This is a genomic window from Enterococcus sp. AAFC-DPL-6103, assembly GCF_058216595.1.
The window spans coordinates 2,186,156-2,211,825 of the sequence record NZ_CM177102.1; the positions used below are offsets into that span (position 1 = coordinate 2,186,156).

General features: G+C 37.8%; 20 protein-coding genes, 1 pseudogene and 1 other annotated feature. Of the genes and pseudogenes, 2 read left to right on the forward strand and 19 right to left on the reverse strand.

Features of this window, described 5'->3' with window-relative positions:
* Positions 1-4: 4 nt before the first annotated feature.
* From essC to AC4BC3_RS10425, 7 genes are all read right to left on the reverse strand, one after another.
* On the reverse strand, positions 5-4,462 hold the full coding sequence (gene essC, locus AC4BC3_RS10395) for a type VII secretion protein EssC (RefSeq protein ID WP_490466453.1): 4,458 nt from the start codon (positions 4,460-4,462) through the stop codon (positions 5-7).
* A complete protein-coding gene (essB, locus tag AC4BC3_RS10400) occupies positions 4,443-5,612 on the reverse strand; it encodes a type VII secretion protein EssB (RefSeq protein WP_490466454.1) in 1,170 nt (389 codons plus the stop codon). The genes essC and essB overlap by 20 nt, the downstream gene beginning before the upstream one ends.
* On the reverse strand, positions 5,612-5,872 hold the full coding sequence (locus AC4BC3_RS10405; RefSeq protein WP_490466455.1) for an EsaB/YukD family protein: 261 nt from the start codon (positions 5,870-5,872) through the stop codon (positions 5,612-5,614). The genes essB and AC4BC3_RS10405 overlap by 1 nt, the downstream gene beginning before the upstream one ends.
* 11 nt (positions 5,873-5,883) lie before the next feature.
* Complete coding sequence (essA, locus tag AC4BC3_RS10410) at positions 5,884-6,366, reverse strand: type VII secretion protein EssA (protein ID WP_490466456.1); 483 nt, start codon at positions 6,364-6,366, stop codon at positions 5,884-5,886.
* Positions 6,359-9,733 (reverse strand): type VII secretion protein EsaA, encoded by a 3,375-nt coding sequence (gene esaA / locus AC4BC3_RS10415; RefSeq protein ID WP_490466457.1) that lies wholly within the window; start codon positions 9,731-9,733, stop codon positions 6,359-6,361. The genes essA and esaA overlap by 8 nt, the downstream gene beginning before the upstream one ends.
* A gap of 58 nt (positions 9,734-9,791) precedes the next feature.
* On the reverse strand, positions 9,792-10,088 hold the full coding sequence (locus tag AC4BC3_RS10420; RefSeq protein WP_490466458.1) for a WXG100 family type VII secretion target: 297 nt from the start codon (positions 10,086-10,088) through the stop codon (positions 9,792-9,794).
* Between the two features lie 369 nt (positions 10,089-10,457).
* Positions 10,458-11,342 (reverse strand): Rgg family transcriptional regulator, encoded by an 885-nt coding sequence (locus AC4BC3_RS10425; RefSeq protein WP_490466459.1) that lies wholly within the window; start codon positions 11,340-11,342, stop codon positions 10,458-10,460.
* Positions 11,343-12,175: 833 nt separating this feature from the next.
* On the opposite strand from AC4BC3_RS10425, the gene AC4BC3_RS10430 reads away from it, so the two are divergent.
* Together AC4BC3_RS10430 and AC4BC3_RS10435 are read left to right on the forward strand one after the other, a co-directional pair.
* Positions 12,176-12,640, forward strand: coding sequence for a hypothetical protein (locus AC4BC3_RS10430; RefSeq protein WP_490466460.1), 465 nt, complete (start codon positions 12,176-12,178; stop codon positions 12,638-12,640).
* Between the two features lie 209 nt (positions 12,641-12,849).
* A pseudogene (locus tag AC4BC3_RS10435) lies at positions 12,850-13,998 on the forward strand (site-specific integrase).
* A gap of 91 nt (positions 13,999-14,089) precedes the next feature.
* Here the strand turns inward: AC4BC3_RS10435 and sufB are convergent.
* From sufB to AC4BC3_RS10495, 12 genes are all read right to left on the reverse strand, one after another.
* Positions 14,090-15,481: a Fe-S cluster assembly protein SufB gene (gene sufB, locus AC4BC3_RS10440; RefSeq protein ID WP_206897550.1), complete on the reverse strand. Its 1,392-nt coding sequence runs from the start codon at positions 15,479-15,481 to the stop codon at positions 14,090-14,092.
* A gap of 4 nt (positions 15,482-15,485) precedes the next feature.
* Positions 15,486-15,956, reverse strand: a complete 471-nt coding sequence (gene sufU / locus AC4BC3_RS10445; RefSeq protein WP_490466461.1) for a Fe-S cluster assembly sulfur transfer protein SufU — start codon at positions 15,954-15,956, stop codon at positions 15,486-15,488.
* Positions 15,943-17,175, reverse strand: a complete 1,233-nt coding sequence (locus AC4BC3_RS10450; protein ID WP_490466462.1) for a cysteine desulfurase — start codon at positions 17,173-17,175, stop codon at positions 15,943-15,945. Before AC4BC3_RS10450 ends, sufU begins: the two co-directional genes overlap by 14 nt.
* A complete protein-coding gene (gene sufD, locus AC4BC3_RS10455) occupies positions 17,172-18,461 on the reverse strand; it encodes a Fe-S cluster assembly protein SufD (protein ID WP_490466463.1) in 1,290 nt (429 codons plus the stop codon). The genes AC4BC3_RS10450 and sufD overlap by 4 nt, the downstream gene beginning before the upstream one ends.
* A 12-nt stretch (positions 18,462-18,473) precedes the next feature.
* Positions 18,474-19,247, reverse strand: a complete 774-nt coding sequence (sufC, locus tag AC4BC3_RS10460; RefSeq protein WP_206897554.1) for a Fe-S cluster assembly ATPase SufC — start codon at positions 19,245-19,247, stop codon at positions 18,474-18,476.
* A gap of 348 nt (positions 19,248-19,595) precedes the next feature.
* Positions 19,596-20,441 carry a MetQ/NlpA family ABC transporter substrate-binding protein gene (locus AC4BC3_RS10465; protein ID WP_206907348.1) on the reverse strand — a complete coding sequence of 282 codons (846 nt, stop codon included), beginning with the start codon at positions 20,439-20,441 and terminating at the stop codon, positions 19,596-19,598.
* A 25-nt stretch (positions 20,442-20,466) separates the two neighbouring features.
* Complete coding sequence (locus AC4BC3_RS10470) at positions 20,467-21,153, reverse strand: methionine ABC transporter permease (RefSeq protein WP_206897556.1); 687 nt, start codon at positions 21,151-21,153, stop codon at positions 20,467-20,469.
* On the reverse strand, positions 21,146-22,180 hold the full coding sequence (locus AC4BC3_RS10475; RefSeq protein WP_206907349.1) for a methionine ABC transporter ATP-binding protein: 1,035 nt from the start codon (positions 22,178-22,180) through the stop codon (positions 21,146-21,148). Before AC4BC3_RS10475 ends, AC4BC3_RS10470 begins: the two co-directional genes overlap by 8 nt.
* Positions 22,181-22,251: 71 nt before the next feature.
* Positions 22,252-22,504 (reverse strand) — a binding site (T-box leader).
* A 78-nt stretch (positions 22,505-22,582) separates the two neighbouring features.
* On the reverse strand, positions 22,583-22,921 hold the full coding sequence (locus AC4BC3_RS10480) for a glycine cleavage system H family protein (protein WP_206907350.1): 339 nt from the start codon (positions 22,919-22,921) through the stop codon (positions 22,583-22,585).
* A 1-nt stretch (position 22,922) separates the two neighbouring features.
* Entirely contained in the window at positions 22,923-23,279 is a 357-nt protein-coding gene (locus AC4BC3_RS10485; RefSeq protein ID WP_490466464.1) for an arsenate reductase family protein, read from the reverse strand.
* Positions 23,280-23,283: 4 nt separating this feature from the next.
* Positions 23,284-24,471, reverse strand: coding sequence for an FtsW/RodA/SpoVE family cell cycle protein (locus AC4BC3_RS10490; RefSeq protein ID WP_490466465.1), 1,188 nt, complete (start codon positions 24,469-24,471; stop codon positions 23,284-23,286).
* Between the two features lie 140 nt (positions 24,472-24,611).
* Complete coding sequence (locus AC4BC3_RS10495) at positions 24,612-25,433, reverse strand: LysR substrate-binding domain-containing protein (protein WP_490466466.1); 822 nt, start codon at positions 25,431-25,433, stop codon at positions 24,612-24,614.
* Positions 25,434-25,670 lie beyond the last annotated feature (237 nt).

Consider the following 25,670-nt stretch of genomic DNA (forward strand, 5'->3'; position numbering starts at 1 on the left):
ATTTTCACTCACTAACCAATTTCACCCGACAAGCATTTCTCCCCACAAAGAAGTGGCTTTCATCCAGCTCAACGGTCGGCTCATTGTAACTACTCTTCACATTGACGAAGCTTTGATCGATTAAGCGAGTCCCTGCCATCCCAGCTGGAATATTAGCCCGCAGAATTTTATTTACATCGTCGAAGCTGTTTTCGATTTGCTTTTGGTTTCCTTGCAGGATGAAATAGATGCCAACCTTTGGTCCTTTCTTCAGATAGCGGGTGAAGTTCTCACTGGTAATAAAGGACTTATCGCTAAAGGCCTGGACATCCGGGATGTAGACAAACATCGGTTCATGAATACCACTGGCTTCCCGTTCGTTGATTTCACTGATCAAATCATTGGTAAAGGTACTATAATCACCTTCAGAAACGAGCATATTGGCACTATCTGAATAGCCTTCGAAACGATCTCCGCTATTAAAGATGACACGTTGTACTTGCCCGGCCATTCGTTTGAAGTTTTCCATAATGACTCGTTCGATGGATTCGGTCTGTTGCGAAGTATCATCTCCAATGACAAAGTACCCGTGTTCATGCGGATCGAATCCGATGACTGCAGTGGTTTCCTTGTCGAGAGCGATCGGCAGCTTCTGCTGATTTAGCATGGACTGCGTTTCTTTGTTTGCATAGAATTCTTCCATGCTGATAACGTTTGATAGCATTGGAATCTTTGTTGGTCGATCGCCTTGCCATGCTTGATCAAGTTCTACAATCTCAGCTTCTAGATGGTTTAGACGATCAATGTCATTTTCACCTTTTGCTGGTAAGTAGATTTGTATTTCTTGTGGCATTTCTAGCTTGATTTGTGCGCGGCCAATAATTTCTTGCGGAATCAACGCCTCGCGGCCAACGACATCACGGATCGCTCCTTCTTCAACTAGGAACAAACCAATATGTGAAGGAATATTACTCGACATGCTCATCTTGAAACTGTTGGTTCGTAAGACTGCCATCACTGCGTAAAGGCCTAGGCTGGCACCTTCTCGTAATAATTGATTCAAGATTGATTCAATCGATTCTTCTAAAGGACATTCTTTGATCGCATCAAAACCATCGACAACTGTGACGATGACAGGTAATGATACGCCTGCTTTCTTTTCATACTGCGACAGACTGGCAACCCCGTAGTCAGTAAAGGCTTCTTTTCTTCGTTGAATCTCGGTACGAATCTGTTTCAAGAATTTTAAGAGCTTTTCTTCTTCCTCCAAACGAACATGATCCACTACGTGTGGTAGATCCTTTAATGGTAGTAACCCATTAGTTCCGAAATCAAAGAGGTTGAATTGAACCTGCTCAGGCGTATTTTGTCGTGCTAAATTCATCAATAAGGTCTGCAGCAGGGTGGATTTACCAAAACCTGGCGACCCATAAATCGCGGTATGGCTAAAAGTTTCCAAGTCAAAATCAAAATTCACTTGCTCTTGTCGCGTCGGGGTATCCATCAGACCTAACGGTACAGCCAAGCGGCGCTCCTTCTTCCATTCTGCTAAATCGATCACTGGTGTATCGATGACTTCTTCTAATGGTGGCAACCAAGGCTTGTCAGGTAAAACGGCTTTTGACTTTTCTACATATTCTGCAATGGCTTCGACAACTGCGTCCAACTGGGTTTGCTCCTCTTCCGTTTTAACGACTGCGACTTCGTCCTCCGAAAGATCCATCGTCAACAGCTCGTATTGACCTAAGTTGTTGATCCACCAGATTCGTTCATCAATTTTTTCCTCATGCATTGCGTTTGGATCATAGGTTGCTCCGCTCCAGGCAGACTGGAATAATTCATAAATTTCATTGTTTCCGACTTGCAGATACGCCCGTCCTGGTTGAGTAATACTTGCCGCATCTGGTGTTTTGATGATTTCATTTGAATCAGCGGGATCAGCGACCTTTAACGCTAATTTAAAACGAGAATTTGACCAGATCTGATCGTCCACGACACCGTTCGGTTTTTGTGTCGCTAAAATCAAATGAACCCCCAACGAACGACCAATCCGCGCTGTCGACACCAACTCGGCCATGAAATCTGGTTCATTGGCTTTCAACTCCGCAAACTCGTCACTGATTAAGAACAGATGCGGTAAGGGATCACTTGGATATTTTCTCTTTTCAATGGGATCAGTAATCTCTTTTCCTTGCTTATAAAGCTTGGTGTAGCCATTAATATGATTGACGCCAAACTCGCCAAATTTTCGTTGGCGCTTTTGGAGCTCTGCACGGATACTTTGCAATGCACGGGCTGAGCTTGCTCCATCCAGATTGGTAATGGAGCCTAATAAATGCGGCAATTTGGCAAATAAGTTCGCCATTCCACCACCCTTAAAGTCAATCGGTAAGAAGCCGACGTCTTCCGGTGCGAAGTTAACTGCCAAAGACAAAATATAGCTCTGGACGATTTCAGATTTCCCAGAACCAGTCGTTCCGGCAACCAAACCGTGCGGACCATGTGCTCGTTCATGCAAATTCAATGAGACAATGTCGTCTTTACCACGTAACCCTAATGGTACGGCTAAAGATTTTGAGGTATTGGCTTTTTGCCAACGTTTGGGAATCTGTAGCTCCTCGGTTCGTTTAACTTCATACATTCCTAAAAAATCAATGGATTCAGGAATCGCATTTTTTTCAACTTCCACGTGATTCAAATTCGCCAATCGTTGGATCGCTTCTGAAACAGTAAATTCCTTTGGCAAATGGACTGGTCGGAAAAATTGATTCACATAGACATGCTTTTCATTGACTAAAGTAGCCGATTCGCTGCTTTGATACTCGATCAATGTCGTCGTTGTTTCCGGCAGCATGTTCGCGGTTTCTTTCCCCCAAATAACAGTGACGCCATATTGACTCATGTCTTCAGCTAAATATTCGTTCAAGCCATGACCAGACAACCAGCTCTCGTCTAAAATTGTCAGCACATAATGAGGCGAGAATTGAATTTTTTCATTCTTCTCGGATTCTTTTAACTGTTGCCGTCGCTTGGAAATCAATTGATAAAAGGAGTTCAAGCCCATATCTCGACTTTGGGCATTATGAATCAAGCCTCTTAAATTCAATTCTTGTAATTGAAAATGAGGCAGCCAGCGCCAGTCATGCCATTTTTTTTCGTAATCCTCTTCTCCAAGTAAAGCAATGAATTGAACGTCACGATACGAATGAAAGACTGATATCTGGAATAGAATCGTCTGAACTGCAGAATGAATATTCTCCGGTGTACCAGCTAAACCAAGCGTCTGATCAAGTAAGGTGGTAGTAATCGGCGCATCCTTTAATAGTTGATGCGGTCGGACAACTTTTTCTTCGGCAAATTCAGCTAACGGATCGGGTTCATTCTCATTCTTACGAAACTCTACTTTGAAACTAGTGGGAATTTCTCCAGTTCCTAAACGAAACTGAAGAAAATCTGCATTCATCACTGTTCGTTCGTAGATTCGTGGATGGTATTCCTTCGTCATCTGAGCCAAGTTCTCCATCCCAGGGTTTTGATAGTCTAAAGCCGTGCGTTGCTCAACAGATAGCTGTTCTAATTCTTTTTTCTGTTGAATCATGTAACGCTGATATGTTTCATCACGCAGCTTATTTTTTCGCTTTGTTTCTTTTTTATTTGTAAAATAGCTAGAAACTGAAAAACCGGCAGTTAATAAACTTGCCCCACCCATACTGAGCATCATGACCGGATTTCCTCCACTCAATACGCTGGAGGCGCCACTTAGAACAACCATCCCTAACGGCGGAACGATTGATCGCAGAATCTCACTTTTCCCTTCAGCTGTTTTCGTGCTTGGCGGTGTCACCGTTTGCTCCTTTTTCGGTGGCTTTAGATGAATACGCGGACTACGGCGGAAGTCGGGAAAGCTGGATGGATATTCATTTTTTTCTGCTTCTGGCATCACCTTGTGGAAATCCAATTGAATATTCTGTTTTATACAAGTGATCTTAAGTTGCTTTTCCCGCCGTTCGATCATAGCGCCGCTGATAATCGCTCGATCACCAACATGAAAAGTCGTATCTACCTGCTCTACTCGTCTATCATTCCAATAGACTTTCTCACCATTTGCTTCTATTGTTAAATTCAAGTCTTTCATTTCTTCTTTAATAGAAAGGACACTAATGGCTTCACTCATTAAACAAATTTCCGAACCTGGTCTTTTTGAGAGCAACCATTTTTCTTTTGGCAGAGTGGTGTTAAATACATTCAGCTCATTATGTGGCAGTACGACAACTTCTTTTTCAGGCTCAAGAGAATTTTTAAAGAAGAGTTCCCCATTCACGCAGTTGATTACCGATCCGTGAAAGAGAACCGTTTGCCCTTCTGATAGTTCAATATGGTCGAATTTCTCATCAAAGAGAAAAACATCAAAAAGAATGTCGGCTTTTTCTATGATTTGATCGTCGATTGAAGGGCAAGGTTGATTATTGAGCTTGGTCATCATTTGCTTGTCCTCCTAGCAGCTTCACATAGTTATTGATTTGTTCTTCATATTCCTTTAACAGCTCCTGCTTTTTCTCGCCATCCATTCGCGTGTTGGCCTTTGTGGCATCATAAAGTTTGGTATAGGCATGAAGAACATATTGATTGTCCCCAATGTTTTTAGCTAAGCTTAAGGCCTTTTCAAAATCTCCCCGACCAAGATAAATCCAAAAAAGTAAGGTATTCTCACTGGATTTTTGAGAAATCGTATTTAAAACAGCTTCCTTCTGTTCATTGGTCAAACTGTCTAATTGAATGTAGCTAACCGCTAAAATATATTGTGCTGAGGTCGGTAACTTTTCTGCCTCATCCTGCTTTAATTCTGTCGTAGCACCGGAATAATCATTGAAAATAAATTTTGATTCAGCCTCGATCACCCGCTCTTGCAAGGGAACTACCCGTCCTGCATAAAAAGATAGACTGATCCCTAAACCAATCGCAACCAGCAGCATACCGATGCTTCCCCACTTAAATAGACAATAATGCTGCTTTTTGACCAGCTTTTTCTCACGTCGATTTTTTTCACGCAAAATTGTAATCGATTCTGAAAGGTGCTGATCGATCTCCTCCGGTATCGCTGCAATGTATATTTTTTCTACCAAAGCATGCTTCACAGCACCCAGGCCATCTACTAATCCTGAAAAATCAAGCTTCGGCTGTAAAATAAAGCAGACCAGTGCTTTATATTGTTTAAAAAACAGTTCCTCAGTCGGTTGAAATGGCGCGATGATTTCCAACAGTCCTCGATGCGCTAGCCGAACCGTATCCCCAACGATAAATAAGTTTTGTGGATGAATAAAAGGGTTAGTCAACCGTTGGTGTTGCTTCAGCAAGAACCGCATTTTTTGTGCTAGCTCTAACCGCTCCAGCTCATTTGATCGTTCAGCCAGCTTTTCTACCGTTTCGCCAAATTTAGGAATTCCATACTCAATGACTAACTCTTCTTCAGTATGTTGAAGGATCATTCCTTGTAAGCAATCCTCCGTTTGTTCAAGAAGTGATTGATACTGTGTGATCATCTTTCCCTTAAACTGATTTGCAGTCAGACGCGTGGTTAGTGTTTCTTGATTTAATACTTGTTCTATCGTTGTTGACCCGTCATTTCGTTCCATTATTTTCCTTCTTTCGTTCTTACAAGTAATTGATCGCCATCACTAATCGGATAGTTCGCAAGCGGCAGCTGTTGATTGATCCTGATTGGCTTATTGATTAGTTCTAAAGAGAAGTTATCCGGCAGAGTTACATTCATAATTGCCAAGGCTTCTTGCAGCAAAGTAGCCAAGCGCGCCAATGTTACTCGATTTGGGATACGCAAATCAATCACCTGTTTATTAAAATGCAGCCCAATATTGATTGCTGTTTTACCTTCCAAAATTGTTCCTCCTAATTTTTTTTAACAAAAACTGTTGAGAATCTACGACCAAGTAAAATCCCGACAACAAGCATACCTATGATCAATCCACCTGCAAAAATGTAGACCAAAGATTTGGAAAGCGAATTAGATTGTTGCATTCCTTGATTATTGTGTTCGGTAGCACCTTCGTAGTTCTCCAGAAATAATTTTTTTTCAAAGGCCCTGGTTTCTTTACCAGTTTCAGGTAATTGCTTTGAAATGAATACTTTCTCTTTCGCTTGCTGTGAGATCTTTTCTCGAGTATTCAAGTTCTGCTGATCAGCGTTCGTTTTATTTTCCAAAAATAAATCCGGTGCGATCAGATACTCTATCGAATCCTCTTTTTCTTTATTTTTCTCGTAAATCACTTGATTATTGATGGTTAGCTTGCCATTTTCAGCCACTGCTTCACTACCAAATAGGCTCGCTCCTATCAGAAGTACGATTAGCCCAATGAGTTTTCGTTTACCCATGATCAATCACCTGGCCTAACGGTTCACCCATGCTATCTTTTTGCGCATTCACTAAGAAATTCAATCCGAAAGCAATCAGCACTAAAAGAATTAAGATTAAATAGGTCAGCCAACCAATCGACATGCCATTGATTAATGCACTATAGCCATTCTCAATATTCTGCAAAGGTGACACTCTAAAGATTAGGCGAACAATACTTCCTGGTGTTGTCGTCATCCCCAATAACGGAGTCATCATTAAGTAAAAACCAAAAAGTATTCCAATCACAAACAGGCTAGTTCGTCTAAATTGCCGCGCGAACGATGTTGCGAATAATAAACACATCAAGAACACCAAAAATGTATAGGTAAACCAACCACCGGCTGATCTCACCGTAACCATTGACAGGGTAATCCCACTAACGAAGCCAGCAATGATACTACTGATAAGTAGTGTTCTCAGTGCATTTGGTGTATTTTTCCAAATGCGACTTTGGGTGACAAAGAAATCATGCTTACGGAGCTGTCTTTCAAAGAGACTAGTAGAAAGTCCATAACCAATAAAAATGGCCACAAGCGTTCCAATGAATGTTAAGTAATATGGAACAACAGAAATTGTTCGATTTTCGCCAAATTCACCAAGGGTATTCATCGGACTGGCTAAGAAATTAAAGACCTTCTGATTGTCTGCCCCCCCTTGTCGAGTATTCGCGAGCACTTTGTCAAAATTTTTGCTGTAAATATCATTCGTTGTATCCTTTTTATTCGCCTCTTCAACAACCTTATCCAAGTTACCTAGGACTTTATCCGCATTTCCTTGAACCTCTTTTGTTGTCTTCGTTAAGTCTTCTATTTTAGAGCCTACATCTTCTACTTCAGCAGCTGATTTGCTAGTTGATTCAGCCGATTGCCTCGCTGTTTCTACTAACTGTTTCATTGAATCTATGATAGACGTGGTTGCTTCTGCGATTGGTTCGGTATCTCCAGATTCAGGATGAGGATTTTCATCATTGATAATAGACTCTGCCTGAATTTTGTCCGCCTCTTTCCAACTACCATAGGTTGCCGCGATTTGTTTATTCGCTTCATCAAACCATTGGTTCAATTTCAGTACTTCATTCGTTAACATCTCTGGCGTCAGCATAAAATGCAATGTGCTATACAACGTATTTTTTTCATTTGCCGCATTGTCTTTTGTTCCAATTGTTTGAAGTAACGCATTGATTTGCGCATCTGTTTGGCGGTAAAGCTTATCGCCGCCATTTTTATATTCCTTTACTAAAGAATTTTGAATAAGATTTCTTTTCGCCTCATCCGTGATATTGTCATAGGAATTATAAATCGATTCACTTGTCGCAAAATCTGCTAATTTCAATCCAACATTTATCGGATCGTTAATTGTCGCAAGATAGCTTGCAACATTTGATTGCTGATTTGGATCAGCAAAAAGCGTCATTACTTGTTGTGCACAGGCTCCCAAAGTTTCAAATTGTGCTAGAATTTGAGGTAAATCTGTGACAATCGGACTTTTCTTATCAGCAAAGCCCGCATAGTAACCAGAAACTTGTTCAGAACCATTTACACACCAGCTATATAAAAGATTGACGAAGGACTCTTTCGATTCTGTATCTGATAGCGTCCATTGAATCGTTGGTTGGACGGTCACTCCTAGTTGTTTCGGCAAATCAGTGGGTGGTGTTCCACCTGATTTTAATGTGGTAGTAATGCTTAAACTTCGTGAAGAAGCAGGTGTCACTGTTGCTTCATAATCATAGGCACTTAATTGACTATCAAGTGTCGTTTTAATTTGTGTCGCAAGAAGTGCGATATCCTTAATTTCTACGTTAGAACCTGAATCTAAATCAAGGGTTGTCGATACATCGGGTTCGATTACAAATGTCCGAGACTGAACAATATCAACCGGGTTTGTATGAGGTGCATTGTTACTAGATAAGTAGGTAAAAACTGGATTCGGATTAAACGCAACGCCATAATCAAGGGCATACCTTTCGACAACTCTCAGTTCCTGTTTGTATTGATCCGCCTGCGGAGGTGTAATTTTCCCTTCGCTAACTAGGAGATCCAACAATGTTTCCATTTCTCCACTATTTAGTGTATTTATTTTGTCATTCAATACTTGCAGATATTGATCCTTTAGCTTTGATGAATTTTGACTGTCAGTAAGGTCTGTCAAATTTAATATCGCCTGTTTCGCATCTTCTTCTGTCGAATTGTCGGCTGTTTTTTCTCCATCGGCATAATAGGTTTCAGCGATTGTTTTTCGTAACGTCTTTAATGTTTCTACCTGTTCAGTCAATTGACTAATTTCATTTTCTATTTCCGCTTTACGCGCTTCTTGGCTTTCTTTGAAATAGGCTGCCTGTCCGTAGAAATCCGCCAAGACACCAGTATTCTTCGATGAGCTTGAATCTGTTTGGTAAAATTGATTCATTTGCTGCAGCAAAGAATGATTCAATCCGTCAAATTGACCTTGATAATTCGTCAGATTGCTTTCCCATTGCAAGTCCAATTGTTTTTTTTGAAGCTCTACTTGTTCATTGAATTGTTTGATTGCTTCTTCTACTTTTTTATTTATATCCTCCGTAAATTGATCCACCGTCTCTTTATTCTTTTCTACCGATTCACTGGAGCTGTTCAATCCTTCATTATTCGAATCCAATAATTGATTGACAGAATCGACAAATCCCTTTTGTTCAGCAATAAATCGTTTATTATCCTCATCCAAAATACTAGAAACATCCAATACGGATGAAAAGCTTTCGGGTAACTCTTTAAATGGACTATGGATATTTGCGGACAACTCCGTATGAGTCTCTTTATCTCCTTGAACGATCGTATTGACATTTCTCTGAGCCTCAGAAAGATTCCCAACGATACTGGAAAAATACATTTGAACAATTCGTTGATTAAATTCCTTTAAAATACTATCGACTTTCATTTGAATAGCCTGATTGGTTAATTCATTCTGTCCTTCGCTTACCTGATAATCTATTACTGCTTGATCAGGTGCACTACTTTGCAAATCTAATAAACGCTCCGAAAAATTTTGCGGAATGTAGATAACCGCATCAAACTGACCATCAGAAATTCCTGCATCAGCAACACTTCTTGTTGTGGTCTGCCAATTATGCTCTAAATCATTGTTGATCAAGGTGACAAAATCTCTGCCTAATATGTATTGTTTATTTTCAAACTTTGCCCCCTTATCCTCATTCACTAATACATAAGTAACTTGAGAGGTCTGATCCTCAGCGGCCTTTCTGAGATTGTCATCTTTTAAGGCGAAAAAAAGCAATAACGTGACGAATGCTATTCCTCCAATTGTTAAACTTACTAAAGAAAGTGTAGTATTTATCTTCTTTTTCATATTATTCCCCTCAAAAAAACGTCAGCACGGCTGTTGTGCTGACGTTTTCCGATCTAGTTTAATTTAATCCAAATGAACCAGCATCTTGACGGTCACGTTCTGCCACTGTATCCGCATATTTGTTCAACTGTCCGTGAATACTTTCTAACAATTCTTCCATTTGATTCACATTGCCTTCCAACTGGTTATATTGTTCTAAATAGGCCCGGAATGCTTCCCCTTGCCATTGTTGTGAGATCGTTTGGTTCATTGAGTTGACTTTTCGAATCGCATCCTCGATTTGCGCTGATGCTTGTTGGTATACTTTTGCTTGTGATTTCAGCTGTTCTGGTGTGACTGTAATTGCTCCTGCCATTTAATAATTCCTCCTTAAAAAAGTTACCATTAGAATAAGCCATTTAAGGATTCACAAAATAAAATTCACCAAATATAGAAAAAATTTGCGTATACGATGAAAAAACGCCTTTTTTAGATGTCGAGAATCCGATTCTATTTACTTACAAAAAACTGCCACTTGAATTTGCTAACAATAATATAAAAAGTTCAAAAGATTACGTTTATCATCTTTTGAACTTATAAATCAGTATATTTATGTACCTACTTTATTTATTATCTCATTTCAAATTCATACTTTTATAAAAACATAAATATCTTATTAGATTAAGGGATTTTGTAAATAAACGGACTAGCACATGCCTTGCTTCATTTTCTTAACTGTCAAAAACTATCCAAATGCATCTTCATCTAATTCAAAATTAATATCGAACATTTCTTCTATATACTTCAATAACTCATAATTCATTCGTTGATATTGTTTAGAAGAAAGGTATTCGCATACCTTTAGGGATTGTTTCACTTTCACTTTTCCGTCTTCATCGCCTCTGATTGCATCCCAAATACCATTTAAAAATAATCGTAAATTAGCCTCAAAATACATGTCTTCATCTATATGAAACTCATCTAACTTTTCAAGATATTTCCAAGCAAAACTGCGTTTATTATTTTGAATGAAATAAACAATAGCGTTTGAAAGCATGCGAAAACTTTCGCTCCGACCATTCTTGCTGTCTTTATACATAGATAAACTTAACAAAGACCTTTCAAGAATCAATTCTACGAATTTAGGTGTAAAAGCAAACATACAATTATTAAACAAAACAAGTTCATAATGAGTCCAGGTTTGGGCATTAATTAAGTACTGATAAATATTCGATTTTTTTACATTTACTTTTTCTCCTTGTAAACGAGCAATCAATAGTTCACACAAACTAATCATATTCTGCTCTCGCGTAGTAATCTGATCATCTTGGAGTTTGCAAAATTCAGCAATTCGTAATAACTCATCCACATCTTTGCATAAAAAAGCTGTTTGTATCTCTTTCATTATGCGCCCAATATCATTTACATTTTCAGGGTAATTAAATATTTTCAGTTCATCATAATCAAGATTAATTCTATTTAATAAATACGTCAATTTACTAACAGTGGTATCCGCCTCATTTTTTACAAACCTATCATAAACAGATCGACTAACTTCAGTTCCGCAAATTTCAGATATGCTTATTCCTTTTTGCTTTCTTACTCTTTCAACAATTTCCCATACTTCCATTTTTCAACTGCTCTCTCCTTGTTCCATTTCGTCGTAAACGATCAAAAATTACTATATAAGAAGAATAATGATTTAGTTCCACTTTTTGCAATTATCATCAAATCGAATTAATTGTAAAAAGGAGGGATAAACAATCATGTGGTGGTGGATTATAATTATTTTATAGTTACTCTTTTCAATTTTGGCAAATAATCATGGATACCTCTTTTCTTCTTACTTATGATAATAACATAAAAATACTATTTATAGATATTATCATTTAGGAAAGAAACTAAAAAAATTTTTACTAGACTATTTTATATCGAAAGTCTGAACTGATTCTGATTGAATAAATTTTTAGACGATGAACAGCAAAGTACCATGGTTAAATATAAGCTCAGTTCACTAGTATTTTAACCATGGTATTAAAATCAGCTGTTCCCCACTAGTAAATAATTACTATTAATCATTCTATTTTAATATTATATATATATATTGTCTACTGAACATTCAAGAATCGTTGAATTTATAAGGCAAAGCTCATTCATTGGACGTAATTAGAAAAATTTATTCATTCTCTCAAATTTGTAACGATAGTTTCTTAATTCTTTCGCATTCACAGTCAGCACACCTTTTTAAATAACATTTTAGTATTTCTTGGAGAGCAATAATAGTTTATCGAACCCTTGTCATGACTCACTTTAAATTTTTATGCGACTTCTAAATCCAAAGAAGTCGCACAAGCACTTCTCATTATTGAAACCAGCTATGTCAATGTTTATTATGGTTTTTTTATTTCGTTATTTTAATTTTACCTCCCCTATTAGATATTGAGGGGTACGCGATTTGGGACATTGAAAGAAATCGCAGTTTCAGATGTTCCAGTTGTGCTAGATAGAATTGATGAATACGATGAAAACGTACGGAATGTCTTTCAAGCGGAGAAAACATTAAAAAATATCGGTGACTCACTTGATACGCTTGTCGAAAAAACAGAATACCTTGATTACTTTTTCTTCAAGCAGCATCATGCGACAAATAAAGATGGATCAACCGTTGTAGATAAGAATGGAGACTTTGTTTTTTTTAATCCTTACTACAAATCAATTCCTTTTGATTCTATCGATGGTATTTATGAAAAAATTGATACCATAGAACGATTTTGTTTCCCCATGGTTCAATATTACGAAGGATATCCTGTTTTTGATGACAAACATGATGTGCTTACTTCAAACACAATGGAGAAAATACCTTATGATAAAATCGATGATACTTATAACAAAATTAGATTTATTCTCGAAAATAAAGAAAACATTTAAAATGTCAATTCTGATATTACACCCAACCAGCAGATTGGCTTTTTACCATAATTATGAAAATTATCAAATATATCAAAATAGAGAAAAATATCCTTACATTCTGTTTTTTCTGAATAAAATACCTTGAATAAGTAGTAAACAAGCATTGAATTAAGAAGCAATTTAATTTCTTTTCCTATGTGCCCCACACATTAAGGAGAGAAAAAGAAATGGCAATGTTTCGTGAATATGAAACTAGAAAAGGTAAATTTGGGGAATTAAGAGCATATCTCGGTCAAAGTGAGGAGAGCAAAGAAGTTCGAATTACTCGAAGAGGTTTCAAAACTAAAAAAGCTGCACAAAAAGAATTAAATCAACTACAGGTAGAATTTGATAATAACGGTTTACAACATAAACAATCCATGATGTTTCAACAGTTATACGATTTATGGTTAGAGCAATATCGACTATCTGTAAAACCATTCTCGGTTGCAACCGCAAAACGTTATTGTGAACTTCACGTACTCCCTGCTTTTGGGAAAATGAAATTAGACAAAATCACAATTTACTATTGTCAAAAAGTAGTTAACAAATGGCATTCAAAATACAAGCAATATAGCTATTTGAAAAAAGAAGCTCAAAAAATCATGAAATTTGGCGTAGCTATGGAAGTTATGAAATCTAATCCAATGCAGAAAATTATAATGCCTAGAAAAAAAGAAGTTGAACAATTTGTTAAGTTTTTTACCAAAGAAGAATTACAACTTTTTTTCAAGCATTTAGAGAGTATGAGAACGATCAAATTAGAAACTTTCTTTCGTATAATTGCATTTACTGGAATGAGAAAATCTGAAGTGCTTGCTTTGCAATGGAAAGACATAAATTTTTCAAAAAAGATCTTATCAATTGGAAAAACAATTGCGTTAGATGAATATACAAAAATCATTATTCAAGAACCCAAAACAGCTAACTCAATATGATCAATCAAATTGGATAATATTACTGTTCATAAGCTACGAACTTGGCAATTTGCTCAACGTGAAACTTATCTAAAGATGGGTTTTAATACTTTTGACCAAGATCAATTCATTTTTACTAATAAACAAAATAAACTTTACTATCCACAAGTCATTAGTGATTGGCTGAAATGGATTTATGAAAAGGCTGAGAAAAATGGAGTAGATCTTAAAATAATAACTCCACATGGTTTTCGCTTTATCCATTGTAGTCTTCTATTCGAGGCAGGTGCATCTATCAAAGAAGTGCAGTCTCGATTGGGCCATAAGGATGTTCAAACTACAATGAACATCTACGCTCAAGTAACACCTCAGATGATTGAGGATACAGGAGAAAAATTTGCTAATTATATTGGTTTCTAGACGGTGTAAATTGCGGTGTAATAAATCAAAATGTGAAAACAAAAAAAGCTAGAAACCTCATACATCAAGGTTTCTAGCATATAAACAAGTATTACCCTACTGACCCTTCCATCTCATAACTGATCAAACGGTTGAGTTCAACTGCGTATTCCATTGGAAGTTCTTTGGTGAATGGCTCAACAAAGCCCATCACGATCATTTCTGTCGCTTCTGATTCAGTCAAGCCACGGCTCATCAAATAGTAGAGCTGCTCTTCAGAAATTTTTGAGACTTTCGCTTCGTGTTCCAAAGAAACTTGGCTATTATGAATCTCATTGAATGGAATCGTATCTGATTTTGATAGTTCATCCATGATAATCGTGTCACATTCAATGTGGGAAATAGAACCTGCACTGTCTTTAGCAAAGGTTACTTGTCCACGATAATTGACTTCGCCACCGTCCTTTGAAATTGATTTTGAGACGATAGAGCTTGAAGTGTTTGGTGCATTGTGAATCATTTTAGCACCGGTATCTTGGATTTGGTTTGCACCAGCAAAAGCGATTGATAGCATTGTGCCTCGAGCACCTTTTCCGTCTAAGTAAACACTTGGGTATTTCATCGTTGTTTTCGCACCAAGGTTTCCGTCAATCCATTCAACTGTTGCGCCTTCGTAAGCTTTTGCCCGTTTCGTTACTAAGTTATAGACATTGTCAGACCAGTTTTGGATTGTTGTATAGCGACAATAAGCATCTTTTCTGGTATAAATTTCAACAATCGCCGCATGTAAACTATTACTTGAATAAGTTGGTGCTGTACAGCCTTCCACATAGTGAACACTAGCACCTTCATCAACAATAATTAATGTTCGTTCAAATTGTCCAGTATTTTCTGCATTGATTCGGAAGTAGGTCTGTAAAGGAACATCTACTCGAACACCTTTTGGTACATAGATGAACGTACCTCCTGACCAAACGGCAGAGTTCAGTGCAGCCAATTTGTTGTCAGTTGGTGGCACTAATTTAGCAAAATATTCCTTGAATAATTCTGGATATTCTTTCAACGCAGAGTCTGTGTCAGTAAAAATGATCCCTAATTTTTCAAATTCCTCTTTCATGTTGTGGTAAACCACTTCTGATTCGTATTGAGCTGACGCTCCCGCTAAATAAGCACGTTCGGCTTCAGGAATTCCGATTTTTTCAAAGGTTTCTTTGATTTTTTCTGGCACATCTTCCCAGTCACGCGCAGGTTTATCACTTGGTTTTTGATAATATTTGATGGCTTCAAAGTCAATATCAGACAAGTCGGGGCCCCAAGTTTGCATTGGCATTTTGTTAAATGTCTCTAATGACTTCAAACGAAAATCGAGCATCCACTCTGGTTCTTCTTTTATTCGTGACATTTCACGAATGACTTCTTCGGTTAGCCCTTCTCCGGTACTGAAAACAGGTTGCACATCATCGTGAAACCCAAATTTATATTCTTCTAATTCTGGTACGCCCATATTCTCACTCCTCTTCTTTATGGTAATGGTGGGCTGTCGCCGTGCCATTTTCGGTCACTGCTTGACTTAACGCTTTCCAAGCAAGTGTGGCACACTTGATTCTGGCTGGAAACTTCGCAACACCACTTAACATGGCTGCATCACCTAATTTTTCTTCATCAGTGACTTCGTTTCCTTGAACAAGTTGTAAAAATTCAACTGTTAAGTGTTGTGCTTCAGCAACGGTTTTACCAATTACGGCATCCGTCATCATTGAAGCACTGGCTGTACTGATTGAGCAGCCACTCCCATCAAATGCGATATTTTCAATCACACCATGTTTAACATCTACTTGTAATTCGATTACATCACCACAAGTTGGATTGTTTAGTTCAATTTTATTCGTTGATTCGGTCAAACTTCCACGGTGGTGTGGATGGGAAGAATGATCTAGAATCACTTGACGATAAAGATTGTCTAATTTAGATAGTCCCATGTTGGAAAAACTCCTTTGTTGCGAGAATTGCTTCAACTAATCGATCGGCGTCTTGCTTAGTATTGTAGAAATAAAAACTTGCTCGAGCTGTTGCAGGTACCTGTAAATAATTCAATAATGGTTGCGCGCAATGATGTCCTGCTCGAACTGCTACACCTTCCATGTCAAGAGCTGTTGCCACATCATGTGGATGTAAGTTTTCTAAATTAAACGCAATCACTCCGGTACGTATTTCTGGCTCTTGTGGGCCATAAATCGTCAATCCTTCAATTGCTTGAAGTTTAGGCAACACATAGGCTACAATTTCTTCTTCATAACGATGGATTTCTGCTAATCCAATCGTTTCCAAATAATCAATCGCATGTCCCAGTGCAATGGCGCCAGCAATGTTTGGTGTTCCGGCTTCAAATTTCCAAGGCAATTCTTTCCATGTGCTATCGTAAAGTTCAACGAAGTCAATCATTTCGCCACCGAACTCAACGGGTTCCATTTGTTCGAGCCAAGTTCTTTTGCCATATAAAACACCAATTCCAGTTGGGCCACACATTTTATGACCACTAAAAGCATAAAAATCACAATCAAGTTCTTGAACGTTGATTGGCATATGTGGTGCAGCTTGCGCCCCGTCAATCACAATTATGCCACCTTTTTCGTGAACCAATTCTGCTAATTCTTTCACTGGATTTTTGACGCCTAAAACATTGGAAACATGGGCGATTGCAAGAATTTTTGTTTTTGCTGTAATTTTTTCTTTGGCATCAGCCATATCCAGTAATCCTTCCGGTGTTAACTCGATATACTTTAAGGTTGCGCCTTTTCGTTTAGCTAACTGTTGCCATGGAATAATATTGGAGTGATGTTCCATATAAGAAAGAACGATTTCGTCTCCTTCATGAATGAACTCTCCAAAACTTCGTGCAACCCAATTCAAACTTGTCGTCGTCCCACGCGTGAATAGAACCTCTGCTGTTTCATTTGCATGGATAAACCGACGAACTTTTTCTCGAGCAGCTTCGTATTCATGGGTCGCACGTTCAGCTAAAGTATGCACGCCACGATGCACATTTGCATTATCTTTTTCATAATATCTGGTTAGTGCATCTAACACTTGCTTTGGTTTTTGAGTCGTTGCAGCATTATCCAAATACACCAGAGCTTCATCATTCACTTCTTGAAATAAGATAGGAAAATCAGCGCGTAATTTTTCTGCATGAATCATGCATTCAACTTCCCTTCAATAACTTCAATCAATTCTTTTTGCACTTCTTCAACGGGGATAGCCGTTAATACCGAACCAAGGAACCCACGAATAACTAAGCGTTCAGCTTCTTCCTTGTGTAATCCACGGCTCATCAAATAATACATTTCTTCTGGATCGACACGACCAACACTCGCCGCATGGCCAGCAGTTACTTCGTTTTCGTCAATCAAAAGAATTGGATTGGCATCGCCTCGTGCTTTATCTGAAAGCATCAAGACACGACTTTCTTGCTGTGCATCTGCGCCTTTTGCGCCTTTTAATATGTGTCCGATTCCGTTGAATGTTAACACACCTCGCTCACGAATCACGCCATGTTGTAAAATATGACCAATCGTATGTGGTGATTTATTCGTCACACGTGTATCAATTCCTTGCGTCTGTTTGCCGCCACTAATAGCCACGATCTTCACTTCAGAATGACCACCTTCGCCAACTAAATCAGAATCAAAGTCAGCAACAATATTGCCATCATTCATCACACCAATTGCCCAATCTACAGAAGCATCACGTAAAATATGCCCACGGCGATTCATATAAGCTGTCACATTTTCACCTAACTGATCAACTGCGGAAAACTTCACTTTTGATCCAGCTTTCGCAATGACTTCTACCACGATGTTTCCAGAAACTTTTGCTAGTTGTTCGCCAGTTGTTTGGAAACGTTCAAGGTAAGAAAATTCACTATGTTCATCCGCAACAATCAAGATATGTTTAAAGAAATGTTGATCAATTGCACCATCTTGAATAAATAAGGATTCAATTGGTTCTTCAATCACAACATTTTTTGGTACATAAAGAAATAAACCGCTATTCATAAATGCTGCATGTAAGGCAGTTAACTGATCTTCATCCATATTGACAGCTTTTGTCATATAGTATTCTTGTACTAGTTCAGGATACTCTTGCATTGCAGTAAAAATGTCAGTGAAAATCACACCTTTTTCTGCTAATTCTGTCGATAATTGTTCAAAAACAGTCCAAGTTCCTTGTTGTACCAGTACTGGATTGTCTTTCATTGCATCAAACGCAGCAACATTCCCTGTATCTGTCACAACATCTGCCATTTGTTTGATCTCAAATAATGGCCAACGAGCAAATTTTACTCGTTCAATTTTTGGTAAAGTCAACTCATTTGCTTTTGCTAATGCTTGTTGACGAAGCTCTGTCATCCAAGCAGGCTCTCCTTTACTCAAAGAAAAGTCGTTGACCGCGTCAAGATAGCCGAGCCAGTTTTTCTCTTTCATTCCTGCTCCTCCTTACGCTTCTTCTTCTTTGTAGTCGATTCCTAATTCTTTACTAATTCCAGCATAGCCTTCTGCTTCCAAACGTTTTGCTAGATCAGCATTTCCAGTCATTACAACGCGACCTTCCATCATGATATGAACCACGTCAGGAGTAATATAATTCAACAAACGTTGATAGTGCGTGATGATTAATGCTCCAAAGTTTTCACCGCGCATTTCATTCACACCTTTTGCTACTACTTTCAACGCATCAATGTCTAAGCCTGAGTCGATTTCATCTAAAATAGCAAATGTTGGTTCAAGCATCAGCAATTGTAAAATTTCATTACGTTTCTTTTCACCACCAGAAAAACCTTCATTCAGATAACGTTCAGCCATTTCTTCAGGCATATTTAATAAATCCATTTTTGCATCTAATTTTTTCAAGAAAGTCATAACAGACATCTTGTCATCTTCATCACGTTTTGCATTGATAGCTGCACGCATAAATTCTGCATTAGTGATTCCTGGAATCTCACTTGGATATTGCATTGCTAAAAATAACCCTAGTCGTGCACGTTCATCCACTTCTAAGTCTAAAATATTTTTCCCATCGAATAAGACTTCGCCTTCGGTTACTTCATAATTAGGGTTCCCCATGATGGCAGCAGATAAAGTTGATTTACCTGTTCCATTTGGTCCCATGATTGCGTGGATTTCGCCCGTTTTCATTACTAAATTAACGCCTTTAAGGATTTCTTTATCCTCGATAGATACATGTAAATTTTTTACTTCTAAGACAGACATGCCAGTTTCCCTCCAAATTCTCTTTCGTTCTCACCCATTTTAGACTAATTGAGAATGAAGCGCAATGATCTAACAAGCTGAAATTAGAATAACTTTCACTTATTCTAAAAAAAGCTTTATTTTTACATTGTAATTTGTATAAAAAGAAAGAGTCAGCGAACAAGTTTTTGTTTGCTGACTCTTTTATGAAATACCTGTAGTTGTGTGTAGTGAAGTTTGTCGTAGACTTTATTCTGGTTTTCTTCAAAATAATCTCAAGTTTCCCAAAAATATGAGTAGCTATTTTTGAAAAAATTCCTTATTTTTCGGAGCTAAACGTTTTGCGCCACAACCTTTTTTCACGATTTTTTATTTTGCATCCGCTGAAACTGGCTTCACAGAACCACCCCATTTTTCAGTGATCCATTTTTGAACATCCTCACGATGTAATACTTCGATCAAAGCTTTAATCTTTTTGCTATCTTTATCTTTCGAACGTGTCGCAATGATATTTACGTAAGGCGAATTGTCTTTTTCTAATAGTACTGCATCTTCTAATGGATTCAAACCTGCACCATAAGCAAAGTTCGCATTGATGGCCACTAAGTCACCTTCACTGTTTTGGTAAGTCGACGCAAGTAAAGAAGGATCAATTGTATGATTGAATTTTAAATTTTTAGGATTTTCTGCAATGTCATCAAATGTCGCTGTTTCAAGATCCACACCATCTTTGACTTTCACTAAATCAGCATCTTGTAAGATTGTGATGATTCGTCCCCAGTCAGATTCTGAGTTTGAAGTAATGATTGTTGCACCATCTTTTAATTCAGAGATATCCTTGATTGATTGAGAGTACAAGCCCATTGGTTCAATGTGGATCGCACCTGCATTCGCAAAGTCATATCCTTTTTCTTTGATTTCTTTGTTTAAATAAGGAATATGTTGGAAATAGTTTGCATCAATGTCGCCTTCTTCAAGCGCTTGGTTTGGTAACACATAGTCATCGAACTTAACGATTTCAAGGTTGATGCCTTCTTCTTTCAATAATGGTTGTACGTGCTCAAGAATTTCTGCATGTGGTGTTGGTGATGCACCAACTTTTAATGTTGTTTCATCCGAGCTATCTTTTGCACTGTCCTTTCCGCTGTTCCCACAAGCTGCCAAACCTACTGTTAATAAAAGTGCTGCTGCTAATCCAAAAATTTTCTTTTTCATCCTAATATCCCCCTACTATTTATTCTTATCTTCTATCTGTTTTCTTCGTTAAGAAATCTCCAATTCCCTGAACAACGAATACAATAGCTAAAATAATCAATGTTGCAACAAATGTCACTGTCAAATTACCACGTTGGTAGCCCTCTTGCCAAGCCAAACCACCTAGTCCACCAGCACCAATCGCTCCTGCCATTGCGGTGAAACCAATCATTGAGATCGTCGTTACCGTTAATCCTGAAATCAACGCAGGTACACTTTCAGGAATCAACACTTTCCAAATGACTTCCCAATAACTTGCGCCCATTGCATCTGCGGCTTCAAGAACGCCCGGACTTACTTCACGAAAAGCAATTTCAACTAATCGTGCATAAAATGGTGCTGCAGATAAGACCAGTGCTGGAATCGCTGCCTGTGCGCCAAGCATTGTACCAACGATTGCTTTTGTAAATGGAATAATCAATACCATCAAGATCATAAATGGTGTGGAACGGAAAATATTACTAATAATCGAAACGATACCATATACGATACGTGCGTAAGGTTTCTTTTTTCTACCAATCGAATAAAGGACTAAACCTAAAACCAATCCGATAACTGTAACTAAAACCATCGAAATCAATGTCATGTATAAAGTATCAACAATTGCTTGTTTCATTGTATCTGCATTGATTTGGCTAAAATCTAAATATGTTTCTGAAAAGCTTTTATCCATGGTGGATCACCTCTACTTCTACGCCTTGTTCGGTAAAGAATACTTCTGCTTGATCTAATTCTTTTTCTACACCTGTCATCAAAATCGTTAGGGAACCAAACGAACCTTCTTTTGCTTGTTTGATTTTGCCATAAACAACATTGATATCCACGTTGTAACGACGAACTGCCTGAGATATCACTGGTTCATTCGCATTATTTTCGTCAAACGTTAGCGTAACTAGGCGACCATTGGGATTTTCCTTGATCAATTCAGCTAATAACTCAGTAGAGTCAGCTTCTGGTTCAATATCTTGTTGAACAAAACGTTTGGTTACTTCTTGTTTTGGATGACGGAAAACATTGAGAACTTCGCCTTCTTCAACTACTTTTCCAAGTTCCATTACAGCAACCTTATTACAAATCTTACGGATAACATTCATTTCATGTGTAATCAAAACAATTGTTAAGTTTAATTTTTTGTTGATTGCCAATAATAAGTCTAACACTTCTTCCGTTGTTTGTGGATCGAGTGCACTAGTAGCTTCATCACATAATAAAATTTCTGGGTCATTCGCCAATGCACGCGCGATACCAACCCTTTGCTTTTGACCACCAGATAGTTGTGCAGGATACGCATCTCCTCTACCTTCCAACCCAACAAGTCCCAATAATTCTTCCGCTCGTTGTCGACGTTGGGTTTTTGGTATACCTGCAAGTTCGAGCGGTAACTGGATATTTTCTAATACTGTACGTGACCATAAAAGATTGAAATGTTGGAAAATCATCCCGATTTTTTTACGAAAAGTACGTAACTCTTTATTTTTTAATTTTGTGATATCTTGATTATTTACAATTACCTCGCCACTGCTAGGTAGCTCAAGTCCATTCAACAAGCGGACTAACGTACTTTTCCCGGCGCCCGAGTACCCAACGATTCCATAAATATCTCCCTTTTCGATACTTAAAGACACATCGTTGACAGCATGAATTGCTCCGTTTTTCCCACCAAAAGTCTTTTCGACATTGGTCAATTGGATTAGTGCCATATTTTTCCCATCTTTCTTCTCAAAATTTTCTTGGATAAACAAAAAAGCTTCCGCCCATTTGCTCTATTAAGCAAAAGGACGAAAGCATAAACTTCCGTGTTACCACCTTGATTCGTTAATGCTTTGCAGCAATAACCTCTTTACAGTACTTGAATGATCAATCGTATACTGCCGTGCTATAACGGGCACTCCCGTAGTAAGTTCGCTTGCGCTCACTCACTCTGCTCTAAGACCATCTTCCATCCCATGTTCGTTACCCATTTTCAGCAAACAGGGCTCTCTTCAAACGTCTGTGAAATGTACTCTTCTTTTCAAAGCTTTCATGTAATTGCTTTTGATTATAGCAAGTAGAAATTCCAGTGTCAACAATTTTTAAAATGAACACAATGAAATGAACTGTGATTACAAACGATCAAAATCTTGAGAATCAACCTCTTTAAAACTTAAAATCCAAGCATTCATCTCATCTTCATCATTTAAAATATTGATGTCAGCATCAATTTTTTCATTTACAGAAGAAATCGTTCCTGTAATTGGGCTGGCAATTTCACTAACCGCTTTTTCTGCTTCAACTTCAAGCAATGGTTCCCCTTTTTGATACGTCTTACCAACTTTTGGTAAATTGATAAAGGTCACTTGTCCCAATTCTTCTTGTGCCTCATTCGTTAACCCAATGCAGTATTCTTTTCCGTTAAATAAAATCCAAAGATTTTCAGTTTTCTTCAAATGTTTGCCTGCCATGTTAAACTAATGCTCCTTCATAAGTTTTTTCATTATAACCAACTATTACTACTTGATCTTCTTTCACTAAGAGTGGACGTTTGATCAACATTCCATCAGTTGCAAGTAACTTGCTTGCTTCTTGAATCGAAAAACCATCGATTTTTGATTTCAAACCTAGTTCACGATATTTCATCCCGCTCGTATTGAATAAACGACGCATCGGTAAATCAGTATTTGTGAACCACGTTTCAATCGTTTGAGCTGTGGGTGTTTCTTGAATCATATCTACTGCTTGATAAACGATTTGATGTTCATCTAACCACGCTTTTGCTTTTTTGCAAGTCGAACATTTTGGATACCAATAAAATGTGTACAACCTTTTACCTCCTAGATGTTTTGTCAGGCACCTCATTTTGGAAACGCATAGACAGGATCAGACCAATCCCAATCAAATTTCCTAGAATAGACGAACCACCTTGACTAATAAATGGTAGGGGAATCCCCGTTAGCGGTAATAAACCAATATTTGCGCCAATGTTTTCAAAAACATGGAACAACAACATCATGATTAAGCCACTAGCGATATACGCATAAAATTCATTATTTGTATCAAAACAAACGCGAATCATTCGATAAATCAAAATAAAATATAAAAAGATCACGAACGCACCACCAATGAAGCCAAAGTTTTCACCAATCACCGTAAAAATCATATCTGACTCACGAACAGGCACATATACATCGCTAGTATTGAATCCTTTACCTAGTAAACCACCAGAACCAATGGCTAGTAATCCTTGGGCTGGTTGGTAACTCATCCCCGACGTATCATGGAAAGGATCTAACCAAGAATCGATTCGAGCAAATTGATAAGATTTAAAACCAACTTTGTATAATAAATCTCTTCCGCCTTCTGTTGTTACTAAGTAGATCAGTCCTGCACCAACAACTAAAGCAACCACTACGACAGGTATAACAATTTTCCAAGAAATCCCCGACATCAAGAAAATTCCACCGAAAATAGCCAAGAAAACTAACATCGTTCCAAAATCATCTTGTGCCATGACTAAAGCTAAAACAGGTAATGTTACAAGCAACATTTTAGCAATCAGCCATAAATCATTTTGAGTCGTTCGTTCTTTCAACTGACTATTGTGCTTGGTCACAATCAACGCCATCATCAAAATATACGCAATTTTCATCAATTCCGCTGGTTGAAAAGTGAAAGAACCAAAACTAAACCAGTTTTTTGATCCAGTTACTAACGCGAGCTGTTTATCATAAAATTTGAGTAACAACCCCATAACAACTAACCCCAGACCGTATAAATAGGGTGTTAACTTCCAAATCCACTTGGAATTCAGGTGCATAATAACAATAATTGCTACAGCTCCAACCATGTACCACACGGTCTGCATCACTACTCCCCGAAGAACAGATGGATTATTCGGATCATGACTAAGTGCTACGTATAAAGAAAGTAATCCAATTAAACATAAAAGGAACACTGGTAAAATGACACCATAGTCAATCCGATTATCATTTGACGCTCTTTTTTTCTTTTCCATGTTTCATCCCTTTTCTAAAAACCATACTGCTATTCATTATAGCGGTCTGATTCTATAATTGAAAGTCTCAGCGAATGAGATTTGGGAAAAAATTAACTTTCCCTTTTGCCCTGAAAAATTACTAACCACAATATCTTTGTCTAACTATTTTTATACTGTTCATTATAGATCAAAATTGCTTTTGCAATGTCTAATAAGCGCTCCGAAACTAAATTTGTTCGCTGAATCAGATAAAACTTACGTTGATAATCTAATGACGTTGAAGGCACATTTTCTGGTACCGCACGTTTTGAAAGAATCGAGCGACCGATACCTTCTTTCAATAATGCAGCAATCACTTCATTGCTTTTTACTAACATTTTTCTCCCATGAATATTCTTTTCTTCAAAATACCGTTGCGTATAATGAAACACTCCTGAAGTTGATTCTCTGACTAGCCAGAGATCACTCTCTGGATTCCCCGCCACAACTAATTCATCTGACATGAGTGAATTTCTTTGGACACCAGAAGTTTCGAGTGGTTTTTCGATAAAACCAAAATCCGCTTCATGTTTTGCTACTTGATTCAAAGCATCATGTGAATTAGCAAATGCAATCACAAAATTCACCTTGGGAAATTTTGGAATCAAATATTTCATCACTTTTGGCAATAAATAAACAGAAAAAGTATGTGAAGCAACAATTCGACAAATCTCTTCTTCATTCTGTTCATCTAATAATTGTTGTTTTGTTTCATCCCACTCTTCTAATAAAACTAACGTACGCTCATAGAGAAGATCTGCTTGTTTCGTTGGCATCATTTCTTTGCGCCCATTTCGTTGAAATAAGGTCACTCCTAGATCTCTTTCTAATTGTTTGACCTGACTTGAAACAGCTGGTTGTGACAGAAATAAAAGTTCTGCTGTTCGAGAAAAGTTTCGAGTTTCGTACGCGACCCGAAATGTAGCTAACAATTTAAACATACTCCCACTCCTATAACTTTTTATTATAGTAACTATAAAAACTATTTGATTTAAATATACAATAAAATCACTATAATAGGAAATGTAAAAACTTCAACATTTTTTACAGTAAACGTTCTTCTCAAAAAGGAGACACTTGATGACAACTTTCTATTCACCACGTAAAGGAACTTAAGGCATCTCTTTCTGACCCAGTTTTATAAAAGAGTACCATCCAACTCTCTATTTTATGTAGAA